The organism is Opitutaceae bacterium TAV5, from assembly GCA_000242935.3.
In the GTDB taxonomy this organism is placed as follows: domain Bacteria; phylum Verrucomicrobiota; class Verrucomicrobiia; order Opitutales; family Opitutaceae; genus Geminisphaera.
On record CP007053.1, the window covers coordinates 4,378,394 to 4,390,667 of the forward strand.

The 12,274-nt window shown below is 63.8% G+C and carries 11 protein-coding genes; 7 read left to right on the forward strand and 4 right to left on the reverse strand.

Translation table 11 applies throughout. The annotated features are described in order from the left end of the window. Positions 1–34: 34 nt before the first annotated feature. Positions 35–3,844, forward strand: a complete 3,810-nt coding sequence (locus tag OPIT5_18750) for an urea carboxylase (GenBank protein ID AHF91956.1) — start codon at positions 35–37, stop codon at positions 3,842–3,844. On the opposite strand, the gene OPIT5_18755 is transcribed toward OPIT5_18750, so the two are convergent. The 3 genes from OPIT5_18755 to OPIT5_18765 form a co-directional block, all read right to left on the reverse strand. Then, positions 3,834–4,502, reverse strand: coding sequence for a membrane protein (locus OPIT5_18755; protein AHF91957.1), 669 nt, complete (start codon positions 4,500–4,502; stop codon positions 3,834–3,836). The two genes, OPIT5_18750 and OPIT5_18755, sit on opposite strands and share 11 nt — an antisense overlap. A gap of 180 nt (positions 4,503–4,682) precedes the next feature. Beyond that, on the reverse strand, positions 4,683–4,838 hold the full coding sequence (locus tag OPIT5_18760) for a hypothetical protein (protein AHF91958.1): 156 nt from the start codon (positions 4,836–4,838) through the stop codon (positions 4,683–4,685). A 29-nt stretch (positions 4,839–4,867) separates the two neighbouring features. Next, positions 4,868–5,188 carry an ion tolerance protein CutA gene (locus OPIT5_18765; GenBank protein ID AHF91959.1) on the reverse strand — a complete coding sequence of 107 codons (321 nt, stop codon included), beginning with the start codon at positions 5,186–5,188 and terminating at the stop codon, positions 4,868–4,870. Positions 5,189–5,423: 235 nt separating this feature from the next. Between OPIT5_18765 and OPIT5_18770 the strand changes: the two genes are divergently transcribed. The 3 genes from OPIT5_18770 (at position 5,424) to OPIT5_18780 (ending at position 8,385) form a co-directional block, all read left to right on the forward strand. Next, entirely contained in the window at positions 5,424–6,521 is a 1,098-nt protein-coding gene (locus OPIT5_18770) for a beta-lactamase (GenBank protein ID AHF91960.1), read from the forward strand. Between the two features lie 92 nt (positions 6,522–6,613). Then, on the forward strand, positions 6,614–6,991 hold the full coding sequence (locus OPIT5_18775; GenBank protein AHF91961.1) for an NADH-quinone oxidoreductase: 378 nt from the start codon (positions 6,614–6,616) through the stop codon (positions 6,989–6,991). Positions 6,992–7,032: 41 nt separating this feature from the next. After that, entirely contained in the window at positions 7,033–8,385 is a 1,353-nt protein-coding gene (locus tag OPIT5_18780; GenBank protein ID AHF91962.1) for a hypothetical protein, read from the forward strand. Between the two features lie 248 nt (positions 8,386–8,633). Here the strand turns inward: OPIT5_18780 and OPIT5_18785 are convergent, their stop codons facing one another. After that, positions 8,634–8,732, reverse strand: a complete 99-nt coding sequence (locus OPIT5_18785) for a hypothetical protein (GenBank protein AHF94524.1) — start codon at positions 8,730–8,732, stop codon at positions 8,634–8,636. Here OPIT5_18785 and OPIT5_18790 point away from each other — a divergent pair. The 3 genes from OPIT5_18790 (at position 8,731) to OPIT5_18800 (ending at position 12,204) form a co-directional block, all read left to right on the forward strand. Further along, positions 8,731–9,924, forward strand: a complete 1,194-nt coding sequence (locus OPIT5_18790; protein AHF91963.1) for a phosphoadenosine phosphosulfate reductase — start codon at positions 8,731–8,733, stop codon at positions 9,922–9,924. The two genes, OPIT5_18785 and OPIT5_18790, sit on opposite strands and share 2 nt — an antisense overlap. Further along, positions 9,921–10,520 (forward strand): ParB domain protein nuclease, encoded by a 600-nt coding sequence (locus tag OPIT5_18795; protein ID AHF91964.1) that lies wholly within the window; start codon positions 9,921–9,923, stop codon positions 10,518–10,520. Before OPIT5_18790 ends, OPIT5_18795 begins: the two co-directional genes overlap by 4 nt. A 991-nt stretch (positions 10,521–11,511) precedes the next feature. Beyond that, complete coding sequence (locus OPIT5_18800) at positions 11,512–12,204, forward strand: hypothetical protein (protein AHF91965.1); 693 nt, start codon at positions 11,512–11,514, stop codon at positions 12,202–12,204. Positions 12,205–12,274: the final 70 nt, after the last annotated feature.

Below are 12,274 nucleotides of genomic sequence, written 5' to 3' on the forward strand. Positions count from 1 at the left end.
CAATTACCAACTACTAACTGCCAACTGCTCCTTCATGTTTACCAAGGTATTGATCGCCAACCGTGGTGCTATCGCCTGCCGCGTGATTCGCACGCTCCGCAAGATGGGCATCGCATCTGTCGCGGTGTATTCGGATGCCGATACACATTCACTCCATGTCCGGCTTGCCGACGAGGCGGTTCACATCGGGCCGGCTCCGGCGGCGCAGAGTTACCTCGATGCCGACAGGATTCTGGCCGTGGCGAAAGCATGCGGAGCGCAGGCGATTCATCCCGGTTACGGTTTCCTCTCGGAAAATCCGGGTTTCGCCGACGCCTGCGCCGCGGCCGGCATCGTTTTTATCGGGCCGACAGGCGACCAGATGCGGATGTTTGGCCTCAAGCATGCCGCCCGCGAGATCGCACAAAAACACAACGTCCCGCTCCTGCCCGGTTCCGGCCTCCTGCGGGACGAGGCCCAGGCGGCCGGCGAGGCGGCGCGCATCGGTTATCCGGTCATGCTCAAAAGCACGGCCGGCGGCGGCGGCATCGGCATGCAGCTGATCCGCAATCCCGGCGAACTTTCCGCCGCCTTTGCGGCCGTCGGGCGGCTGGCGAAAAACAACTTCAAGGAGGGTGGCATCTTCCTGGAAAAATTTGTCGAACATGCCCGCCACATCGAGGTGCAGATTTTCGGAGACAGCCACGGCCGTGTCGTCGCCGTCGGCGAACGCGACTGCTCCGTACAGCGGCGCAACCAGAAAGTGATCGAGGAGACCCCCGCGCCCGGCCTGACGCCGGAGCAGCGCGCCCGCCTGCTGGAAAGCGCGGTCCGCCTCGGCAGCGCCGCCGGTTATCGCAACGCCGGCACGGTCGAGTTCGTCTATGATGACGCCACCGGCGAATTTTACTTTCTCGAAGTCAATACACGCCTCCAGGTCGAGCACGGTGTCACGGAACAGGTCACCGGCATCGATCTGGTCGAGTGGATGATTCGCTGCGCCGCCGGTGAACTCGATCTTTCCGGTTTCGTGCCCGCTTCGCAGGGAGCGTCGGTCCAGGTGCGCGTCTATGCCGAAGACCCCGGAAAAAACTTCCAGCCGGCAGCGGGGACGCTGACCGATGTGCATTTTCCGCCCACGGCGCGGATCGAAACCTGGGTCGAACGCGGCAGCGAGGTCTCCGCCTTTTACGATCCGCTGCTCGCCAAGATCATCGTGACCGGGCGTGATCGCGCCGACGCGCTCGCCCGCCTGGAAGAGACGCTGGCGGTCACCCGGTTGCACGGCCTCGAAACCAATCTTTCCTGGCTGCGCCAGATCGTGGCCAGTGAGGGCTTTCGCAGGGGGGGAGTCACGACGAACTATCTGCACCGCCTTCCTTACCTCGCGACGACGGTCGACGTGCTCGAAGGCGGCACGCAGACGACCGTACAGGCGTATCCGGGACGGATCGGTTACTGGGATGTGGGCGTGCCGCCATCCGGTCCGATGGACAGCCTTTCCTTTCGCCTTGCGAATCGCCTCGTCGGCAACCCGATGACGGCGGCCGGCCTGGAAATCACGGTGAACGGTCCCGTGCTCCGCTTCAACACGGGCGCGCTCGTCGCGCTGGCCGGCGCGCGTCTGCCGGCGACGCTGGACGGGGAACCGGTTCCGTATTACGAGGCGGTGGTGGTCGCCGCCGGCCAGACGCTCCGGATCGGCGCGGTCGAGGGTCCGGGCTTGCGCGCGTATCTCGCGATCCGGGGCGGCCTGGATGTCCCCGACTACCTGGGCAGCAAGGCCACGTTCACGCTCGGTCTTTTCGGCGGGCATGCGGGCCGGGCGTTGCGAACGGGCGATGTGTTGAGGATCGCCGGCGGGGCCGGCGAGGATGAGGGCAGTTGGAAGTTTGAAATGGGTGGCCCGCAGGCGGAGTCCGCTCCCCGGCGTCACGCTTGCGCCAAACTTCAAATTTCAAACTTCAAATTTCAAACGTCACACGTTTCGCCTGTCCACCTTCCCGCCGCGCTGCGCCCGCCGCTCACGCGCGAGTGGGAGATCGGTGTCCTTTACGGCCCGCACGGTGCTCCCGACTTTTTCACCGAAGACGACATCGCCGTCCTGTTTTCCGCGTCTTACGAAGTCCATTACAACTCGGCCCGCACCGGCGTGCGGCTGATCGGACCCCGGCCGGAGTGGGCGCGGCGTGACGGCGGTGAGGCGGGCCTGCATCCCTCCAACATCCACGACAACGCCTACGCGATCGGGGCCATCGATTTTACCGGGGATATGCCGATTATTCTGGGGCCTGATGGCCCGAGTTGCGGCGGTTTTGTCTGTCCGGTGACGATCGTGCAGGCCGAGCTCTGGAAAATCGGCCAGCTCAAGCCCGGCGACAAGGTGCGGTTCGTCGCGCTCACTGCCGCCGAAGCCCGGGAGCGCGTGATGCTGCAGGATGCGGAGATCGAGGCGCTGGCGCCGCTGGCGCGGCGGGGAGTTGGAAGTTTGGAGTTGGCAGTTGGTAACGGAGGATCGGAGGCGGAGCAACTGTCGGGTGCATCTTTGTCACCAACTACCAATTACCAACTGCCAACTACCCGGCGGGAGCCGGCAATCCTTCACCGTATTCCCGAGCGCTCCGCGGCTCCGGCCGTCTGCTACCGCCGGGCCGGCGATGCGTACCTGCTGGTCGAATACGGACCGCTCGTCCTCGACATCGCGCTGCGCATGCGCGTCCACGCGTTGCAGGAATGGCTGCGGCGCAACCACGTCCAGGGGCTCGTCGATCTGACGCCGGGCATCCGCTCGCTCCAGATCCACTATGACCCGCGGCTGCTGCCGCTCGAGCGGCTGATGGAAATCCTGCTCCGCGCCGAAGGCGAGTTGCTCTCGGTCGACGACATCGAGGTGCCATCGCGCATCGTGCACCTGCCGCTCTCCTGGGAGGACGAATCCACGCTGCTGGCCATCCGCAAGTACATGCAGATCGTCCGCAAGGACGCGCCCTGGTGCCCGAGCAACATCGAATTCATCCGCCGTATCAACGGACTGGATGCGGTGGACGACGTGCACCGCATCGCATTCGAGGCCAGTTATCTGGTGCTGGCGCTGGGCGACGTTTACCTTGGCGCGCCCGTGGCCACGCCGGTCGATCCGCGGCACCGGCTGGTGACGACCAAATACAACCCGGCCCGCACCTGGACGCCGGAAAATGCGGTCGGGATCGGCGGCGCCTACCTGTGCATTTACGGGATGGAGGGCCCGGGGGGCTACCAGTTTATCGGGCGCACCTGCCAGATGTGGAACCGCTACCGGCAGACGGCCGATTTCACGGAGGGCAAGCCGTGGCTGCTGCGCTTTTTTGACCAGATCCGGTTTTATCCGGTGACGAATGCCGAACTCGCAAGATTCCGCGAAGACCTGCCGCTCGGCCGCGTAAAGCTGAAGATCGAAAAAACGACCTTTCGCCTGCGCGATTACCGGACGTTTCTCGCCGCCCATGCCGATTCGATCGCCGCGGCGAAGCGTCGCCAGCAGGAGGCGTTCGAGGCCGAGCGGAAACGCTGGGAGGAGAGCGGACAGCTCAACTTTTCGGCCGAGGCGGAAATCGCGGCCGAGGCGAGCGACGATTTTATCCCGGAGGGCTGCGTCGCGATTCCGGCGCATATTCCGGGCAATGTCTGGAAAATTCTGGTCGAGCCGGGGACAGAGGTCGCGGAGGGAACTCCGCTGGTCATTCTCGAATCGATGAAGATGGAGGTGACAATCGCCGCCACCCGCGCCGGCGTCGTGCGCGAAATCCGCTGCGCCGAAGGCAAGCCGGTGAACGCCGGCGAGGCGCTGCTGGTGCTGGAAACGGCGGCGGCGGTTGCTACCCGCTGACCGCGGCCTGGCGTTTCTCGCGCCAGGCGCGCCAGAATTCCCAGACGATGGGGACGACCGAGAGGATGATGATGGCGACGATCACGATCTTGAAGTTTTTCTCCACGAAAGGGAGCGTGCCGAAAAAGTAGCCGGCGTAGGTAAACCCGTAGATCCAGACAAAGCCGCCGATCACGTTGTAGGCGAAGAAACGGCGGTAGGTCATGCTGCCGGCGCCGGCCACGAAGGGCACGAAGGTGCGCACGATGGGCACGAAGCGGGCGAGGATGATGGCGCGGCCGCCGTACTTTTCAAAAAAGGCGTGGGCGCGTTCGAGGTGCTTCTTGCGCAGGAAGAGGGAATCGTCGCGGCGGAAGACCGCGGGGCCGATGCGGTTGCCGATCCAGTAGTTGACGGTGTCGCCGAGCACGGCGGCAAACCAGAGAAGCAGGGCCACGAGATGGACGTTGAGCTGGCTGTCGGCGGGGGCGCTGAGCGCGCCGGCGGCGAAGAGCAGCGAGTCGCCGGGAAGGAAGGGCGTCACCACGAAGCCGGTTTCGGCAAACACGATGAGAAACAGCACCCCATAGGTCCAGAGGCCGTAGTTGGCCACGATTTCCTTCAGGTGCGCGTCGATATGGAGGATGAAGTCGATGAGCTTCTTCGCGAGGTCGAACATTGATTGCGTGGTGTGTGATAGCCGGAGCCGGTTGCCGGACGTTGCGTTGCGCGGTAGCAGAAGCGAGCGCCGTCCGGGTGGAAAATAAAAAAGCAGGCAGTGGAAAAACTGCCTGCTTTCGGAAAGGATGCCGATGCGTGCCGTGCGGCTTCGGAAAAAAGAGAGAAAGAGAGGGGCGGCTCAGACGTCGGGCTTGGTCTTGCGCAGACCCATGACGCGCTCGCCGTCCTTCCACTGGCCGCGCTTTTTGAGAAGCGCGACACGCTCGAAACGCTTCAAGACGTTACGTTTAATGACGATGCCGCGAGGGCCCTGGAGGCTGTTGTGTTGTGACATGACGTTTTTGAAAAGTGGATGTGATTCCGTTAAAAGGGTTGGGAAGTAGAGTTGGCCACGGCCCATGACAAGTATTTTTCTGCGACGTGGTCCGCCGCGACCACGATCCACTCGGGCGTGGTGTAGGGATGGTGTTCATGGAGCCATGCTTCCAGCCGTGTCTGCTGTCCGGGCAGAAATTTGAAACAGAGCCGGTATTCGGCGGATTTTTGTTGTTTGCCTTCCCACCGGTAATGCGAGGTGACAGGGCCCTCGACCTGCGCGCAGGCGACGAGCCCGAGCCGCACCGCCCCGGCGGCAAGGCGGTCGGCATCGGCGGCGTGTTCGACGGTGGTCCAGGCGATGAGCATGCGGGAGAGCAAACGCAAAGGCGGGGCGGCGGGCAAGTCTGGCGCGGGGGGGTAACCGGAAGTGGTGGATGCCGGAGAAGTGGCACGGGCATCCTGCCCGTGTTCCGGAAAGCGGCGCTTCGGGCCGTCCACGGGCTGGAAGCCCGTGCCACTTTTATCGCTCCCGATGACCACCCGGGTCAACCGGCCATCGGGCGTTGCAGTTTGCCGCTGCCAGGTTATCGGAAACGGTGCGATGAAGCCCGTCTTTCTTTCCTTCTGCTTCCTTGTCGCCGGCCTGGGGTCCGCCAGGGCGGCTGCTCCTGCGGCGGCGGCCACCTCCGCAGAGGCGGACTGGAAACCGGTGGAACGCTTGATCGGGCAATGGCTGGAACGGAAAACTTTCCCCTCGGCCGGTCTCCTCATCGTGAATACGAAGGGCGACACCGTTTACGAACGCTACTGGAACGGGCACACGCGCTCGACCGTCGTGACGATCGGCGCGGCATCGATGTGGCTGGAAGCGGCGGCGGCCCTGGCGCTGGTCGACGCGGGGATGCTCGATCTCGACAAACCGGTCTCGGCCGCGTTGCCCGCGCTCAAGGGGCCTTGCGGGGAAAATACGCTGCGCCAGCTGCTTTCGCATACGGGTACCCTCAACTTCATCAGCCTGTCCCAAAGCGAGGATGCGGCCGCGCCGGTGCGGTTGCCGGCCATCCTTGCGAAAAAAAGCCCCGGGCAGAAACCGGGGGAGCATTTTCATTTCGGCGCGCTCGGGATGGCGACGGCGGCCTTTGCGGTGGAGGAGGTGGCCGGCGAACCGTGGCTCGCTGCATTCGGCGAACGCCTCGCGCGCCCCCTGGGCATGAAATCGACAGTCACGGGTCTCGCGCTCTGGAACTACGACAAGATCATCGGCGGCGACAATTTCCCGCGCAGTTCGGCGGCCGACTACCTGCCGTTTTTGCGGATGCTGCTGGGCCGGGGTATGTTCGAGGGGCGGCGGGTGCTTTCGGAAAAGGCCGTGCGGGAGATGGAGGCCGACCAGGTGCGGGGCGCGGAGGTGGCGCATCCGGCGTATCCCGAGAGGGCAGGGGGGGAACGGTTTGACGGCGTTTATGGCCTGGGCGCCTGGCGGCTGGTGCTGGACGGGAAGGGCGAGGCGCTGGTGCTGGCGAGCCCGGCGGCAACGGGATTTTTCCCGTGGATCGACCGGCGGCACGGCATCGCCGGGGTATTTGTCGCCCGGAGCAACCCCGGTGCCCCCGGGAATCTCTACACGACCCTGCCGCGGATCGCGGCGCTGGTGCACGAGGCGCTGGCGACGCGGGACCGGGCGGCTGCACTCCGTTGACACCACCTGGAGTTACGCCCTTTGCGCATCTTCTTCCAAATCGGCCTTGCAGCACGGAGGGCGGGGCGGCACGTTTACGGGCTTTTACAACCATGCTCTCCGAAGCGTATTTGCCCTTTGTCATCCAGGTGATCCTCGCAACCGGCCTCGCCGGTCTGGTCGTCGGTCTCAGCCATCTGATCGGCGAGCGCCGCAAGCGGAACAACGCCATCACCGACCAGCCCTACGAATGCGGCGTCAAATCCGAGGGCATGACCCACTCGCGGTTTTCGGTGAAGTTCTACGTCACCGTGATGCTGTTCATCCTGTTCGACATCGAGGTCGTGTTCCTTCTGCCGTGGGCGTTCATCTACCGCGAGTTTCTGGCCAGCAACATCCCGATCCTCGGCCCGGTGATGTTTTTCCTCGGCGTGCTGGTGCTCGGCCTGTTCTACGAGGTGAAAAAGGGCGCCCTCGAATGGGAGCGTTGACCGCCGCGTCAGGCTGATCCGGGAAGGTTTTTCTCATTCCGATGCGTCTGGAAAAATACATCGCCCGCAGCCGGGTTGTGGAGCTGGAGAGCGTCGACCTGAAAGGGGCGCTCGAGGAGCTCCTGACCGTGGCGACGAAGAGTTATCCGGACCTGCGGCGCGAGACCGTGCTGCGCAGCCTGTTGCAGCGCGAGGGCACGATGACCACCTACCTGGGGCAGGGCGTCTCGCTTCCCCATGTGCGGGTCAAGATGAAGCGGCGCTACCTCATCGCCATCGGCCGGAGCAGCGAGGGCATCCGGCACGACGGCGGCCTGAAGGACGAGAACATCCACCTCGTGATCCTGCTCCTGGCGGACGACCGCGCGCGGGATTACCTGCAAGTGCTCGCCTCGATCGCCCGGCTCGTGAAGGAGCCCGATCTGGTCGAGGGGCTCGTGCAGGCGGCGGACCCCGCGGAGCTTTACGACCGGCTTCTCACCGGCCTCGGCGGCATCCTCACCCGGCCGGTGCAGGCGCACCAGAACCGCGTCAACCGCCTCATGATCCGCGAGGCGGACCGCGTGGCGCGCGGCGCGGGCTGCGGGGCGATCATGGTCTTTGGCGACACGTTTGTCGGCGGCATCCAGCCCGGTTCGTGGTTTCCGCGGAGCAAGACGATCCTCGTCACGCGCAACCTCGTGGATCTCGATGACGACGACGATGACGACCGCCACGAGGTGATCCAGGTGCGTTCGTTTTCCCAGCAGCGCCTGGCGCAGTTGCGCAGCGCGATGTTTGTGGCGCTCACCCGCGGCCTCATTTCCTTCAACGACCGCATCTGCTGCGTGGGCGGCATGGCCGGGAGCAACCAGTTCGACACCGTGGTGATCGTCGATGTGGAGCGCGAGTTCCAGACGCTCCTGAGCGGGCATGCCGAGCTGCTGCCCGAGGACGTGAAGCCGGAAGTGCTCGAGCGCGTGCTCGCCATCGCCACCGAGATCGGCGTGGAAGGGCGCGAGGGCAAGCCCGTGGGCTGTTTCTTCGTGCTGGGCGCCACCCCCGAGGTCGAGAAACTGGCCAAGCCGCTCGTCCTGAATCCATTCTACGGATACAAGGAGGAGGATCGCAACATCCTGAATCCGTTCATGGACGAGACGATCAAGGAATTCGCGACGATCGACGGCGCCTTCATCGTGCGCGGGGACGGCGTGGTGATGACGGCGGGCAGCCTCATCCAGGCGGCGGACAGCGATCATGTGTTGCCGAGCGGGCTGGGCAGCCGCCATGCGGCGGCGGCGGCGATCTCGGTGGTGACGGAGTGCATCTCGGTGGTGGTCTCGTCGAGCACCGGCCAGGTGATGCTGTTCCGCCGCGGCGTCATGCTGCCGCTGACGGAGAAAAAGGGGCGGTAAGGCGGCGGGGGCGGGGGAGATTTCGCCACGCGTCTTCCTCCCGTTCGATTCATGAATGACGGAAGTTACGCAGATCGACCCGTAGGGGCGCACGTGAATGCCCGGCTTCGGGCTGGACAGCCGGGTGTCGATGAAGGCAGGCGCGGAAGCTCTGGCTCCGGAGGATTGAAGAGAACGCGTTATGTGTATATCCGGATTTCACCTGACGGATGATTGTCAGGGGTGTATATAAAAGCTGCCGGGATATATCAAAATGACTCGACGGGAAATCCCGTCACGGGCAGTGCTTGCTGGTCGCCGCTGCCGTCTCCCGGCAGCGGCTTGTCTCTCAGGTACCACACCTCCATGGCCAAAATCTATACGACACAGAATGTGTTCGAGGCCGCCCGTGAACGGCTGCGTTACATCTACAGGCATTTTGCCAATGTCTATGTATCGTTCAGCGGAGGCAAGGACAGCGGCGTGCTGCTCAACATGGCCATCGACGCCGCCCGCGAGCTGGGCCGCCTGCCCGTGCAGACGCTTATCATCGATCTCGAAGGCCAGTACCGGCACACGGTCGACTACCTCATGCGCATGGCTGGCCGCCCCGAAGTGAAAGCGTGGTGGGTCTGCCTGCCGATCCACCTGCGCAACGCCGTCAGCCAGTTCCAGCCGCACTGGCTTTGCTGGGACCCCGACCGGCGCGACGAGTGGGTGCGCGACTACCCCGACCACCCCGGCGTGATCACCGACCCGGCGTTTTTCCCGTTTTTCCGCAAGGGGATGGAGTTCGAGGAATTTGTTCCGGAGTTCGGCCAGTGGCTCGGCGGCGGCGGGGACGTCGTCTGCCTCGTCGGCATCCGTTCCGACGAAAGTCTCAACCGCTTCCGCACCATCAGACACACCACCAAGACGACCTTTCACGGCAAGCCGTGGAGCACGGCGATCACCGGCCACCTTTACAACTTTTACCCCCTCTACGACTGGCGCACGCGGGATGTCTGGATCGCCAACGGCAAGCAGCGCTACGACTACAACCGCATCTACGACCTGATGCACCTGGCCGGCGTCTCCCTCCACCAGCAGCGCCTCTGTCAACCCTACGGCGACGACCAGCGCAAGGGCCTTTACCTCTTCAAGATCCTCGAACCCGAAACCTGGGCGAAGATCGTGCGCCGGGTGGAAGGCGCCAATTTCGGCAACCGCTACACGCAGTACAACCGTACCGCCCTCGGCAATTTCCGGGTCAACCTCCCCGCCGGGTACACCTACGAGATCTACGCCCGGTTTCTCCTCGGCACGATGCCGCCCCACCTGAGCGCCCACTACGGGAAAAAGATCGGCAGGTTCCTCGCCTGGTGGGCCAAACAGGGCGTCTCGCCCATCCCCCAGACCGCCAGTCCCGTGGACGAGGCCCGCAAAAAAGCCCCCTCCTGGCGGCGCATCTGCAAGGTTCTCCTCAAAAATGACTACTGGTGCACCGGCCTCTCCTTCAGCCAGACGAAGCGGGAGATGGAGCAGCAGCAGGCCCTCATCCTCAAGTATTCAAACCGATGATACGCGAATTGCTGAAACAACATGAAAACGCGCCCTTCGATGAAAAGGTGCGCATCTACAACGAGGTTTCCCGCCAGCTCTACGAGTTTGTCGGGTTGCCCCATCCCGTGCTCAACGTCTCCCTCGTGCCGGCCGGCCAGGTGAAGGGCAACGACTACAACCCCAACAAGGTGGCTCCGCCCGAAATGCAGCTGCTCACGCTCTCGATCCGCAAGGACGGCCTGACCATGCCCGTGGTCGTGGCCGGCGAGAAGGAGGACGACCGCTGGGTCGTCGTGGACGGCTTTCACCGCACCGTGGCCTGCGCCGTCAACGCCGACATCCGGGAAAGCCTGAAAGGCTATCTCCCCGTCACGCGGCTGGACAAGAGCCTGGAGGACCGCGTCACCTCGACCGTGCGGCACAACCTGGCGCGCGGCACCCACCAGGTGGAGCTTTCCGCGCGCCTCGTGGCGCTCCTCAAAAAGCACAACTGGACCAACGAACACATCGGCACGGAGCTCGACATGGACCCCGACGAGGTACTGCGCCTGCGGCAGATTTCCGGCCTCGCCGAAGCCTTTGCCGACGAGGAATTCTCCCGCGCCTGGGAGTGACGGCGGGGGCAACGGGTGATGCCGGAGAGCGTTTGAAATTAAAGAGAGGTTCTGAAAATTACGCAGAGGGCATCGAGGGGAGGCACAGAGTCCGGGGCCTTGCGCTTCGCTCCAGGCCGCACCCCTGCGGATGCGCCATCTCCGCGCTGCCGCGCTCCGTGTGCCTCCTCGGTACCCTCGGTGTGATTTCCGGTTTCCGGCTACTCCCGCGAGTGTCTGACCGGGTCCCGTGATGATTGTCCGGAAACGTGTGAAATATCCGGTTAATTCGTTTGACATCAGGCACTCAGCCCATCTCGCGAAAAACGGGCCGCGCCGGACTGGCAGACGCAAGTCACTGGCGATGAAACTCGAGTTTCGCTCATGCTGACGCCGGAAACCGGTCGCGACAGGGCAACGACTTGTGAAAAAATACATATACATATTTTCGGGGTTTGGCGGTTTCGCGTTGTTATTGTGGTTGACGTGAGCAGGAGTGGTTATCTCGCGCCTTCGCAGCCGGCAAAGCGCTTCCGGAGCCTGTCAAGGGGTCACCCGAAACGGCCGCTGCGGAGACAAGGAAAGCCGCCTCTGCGCGATGGCCGTCTCCCTCCCATGTATCCTGTCACACCGTCCCTTTTTTCCAACCGCCGCACCGACCCGGGGCTGCGCACCGTCGCGCCGGGCGCCTTCTCCCGGAGAGAGGGCGCGGATGCCGCGGGGAAAACGGTTTTCCGCCTGCGCAGCGGTCCCTTTCCCCGGAGAAGCGTCTTGTTTCCCGGGAGAGATGCGTTCCCTCGCGGGAGAGTGGGCGTGTTTCCCGGGGGAGATGGCGTATCTCTCGTGGGAAGTGACGCATCCCTCGCGGGAAACGGGCGATCTCTCGCGGGAAATATCACTCCGCTCGCGGGAGGCGGAGCCTCGCTTGCGGTAAACAGCCCGTTTCCCTGCGGCAACCGGCTGCTCCGCGCCCCCTCAATTATTAATTATTAATTCTTAATTTCCTGTCACCATGGCCAATCACCATCCATCCTATATGCCCGTTCGGGAGAACGATTTTATCAAATGGTACCAGGAGTTCCTGGCGACCCTGCAGCTTGTCTACATGCAGGTAGGCCTGGCGGAAGAGGAGGTGACGGAGCTGGAGACGCAGTACACGGCGCTGATCGAGAGCGAGAAGGCTGTCACGCGGCTGGAAAGCCTGCTGCACAGCTATGTGGCGGCGAAGAACACGCTGCTGAGCGGGGAGGAGGGAGCGAGCGTGGTGTTCGAGACGCTGCCGATGATGGCGGGCAGCACGATCACGGGCGGAATCAAGGACCGGATCGTGCGGGTGGTGGCGCTGATCACGGCGAGCCCCGGCTATACGGAGGCGATCGGGCGGGATCTGGGGATCGTGGTGGGGCCGAAGCCACCGCCCGACTGGAGCGGCAAGTTCCCCCTCCTCAAGGCAGCGGTGATCGGGAGCACGCGGGTGCAGGTGACCTGGCACAAGCAAGGGGCGGACGGCGTGTATCTGGAAGTCAACCGGGGGAGCGGGTGGCAGATCATCGGGAACATAACGGGAGCCTCGCATGAAGACCTTGCGCCTTTCCCGCAGGCGCTGACGGAATGGAAATACCGTGCGACGTATATAGTGAAGAACAGGACGGTGGGAGAGGTCGGGCCCGAAGCCGCCATCTTTGTGCAGGCGAAACCGGAATGATAAAGCGTCAATGATATAAGCGGGGAACGTTGCCGGGGCGCACTTCACGTGCGCCCGTTTGCAGGACAAA

Bases quoted from the DNA above. Each gene is read 5' to 3' on its own strand.
- OPIT5_18750 (AHF91956.1), top strand. From the start codon at position 35: ATGTTTACCAAGGTATTGATCGCCAACCGTGGTGCTATCGCCTGCCGC.
- OPIT5_18755 (AHF91957.1), bottom strand. From the start codon at position 4,502: ATGTTCGACCTCGCGAAGAAGCTCATCGACTTCATCCTCCATATCGAC.
- OPIT5_18760 (AHF91958.1), bottom strand. From the start codon at position 4,838: ATGTCACAACACAACAGCCTCCAGGGCCCTCGCGGCATCGTCATTAAA.
- OPIT5_18765 (AHF91959.1), bottom strand. From the start codon at position 5,188: ATGCTCATCGCCTGGACCACCGTCGAACACGCCGCCGATGCCGACCGC.
- OPIT5_18770 (AHF91960.1), top strand. From the start codon at position 5,424: ATGAAGCCCGTCTTTCTTTCCTTCTGCTTCCTTGTCGCCGGCCTGGGG.
- OPIT5_18775 (AHF91961.1), top strand. From the start codon at position 6,614: ATGCTCTCCGAAGCGTATTTGCCCTTTGTCATCCAGGTGATCCTCGCA.
- OPIT5_18780 (AHF91962.1), top strand. From the start codon at position 7,033: ATGCGTCTGGAAAAATACATCGCCCGCAGCCGGGTTGTGGAGCTGGAG.
- OPIT5_18790 (AHF91963.1), top strand. From the start codon at position 8,731: ATGGCCAAAATCTATACGACACAGAATGTGTTCGAGGCCGCCCGTGAA.
- OPIT5_18785 (AHF94524.1), bottom strand. From the start codon at position 8,732: ATGGAGGTGTGGTACCTGAGAGACAAGCCGCTGCCGGGAGACGGCAGC.
- OPIT5_18795 (AHF91964.1), top strand. From the start codon at position 9,921: ATGATACGCGAATTGCTGAAACAACATGAAAACGCGCCCTTCGATGAA.
- OPIT5_18800 (AHF91965.1), top strand. From the start codon at position 11,512: ATGGCCAATCACCATCCATCCTATATGCCCGTTCGGGAGAACGATTTT.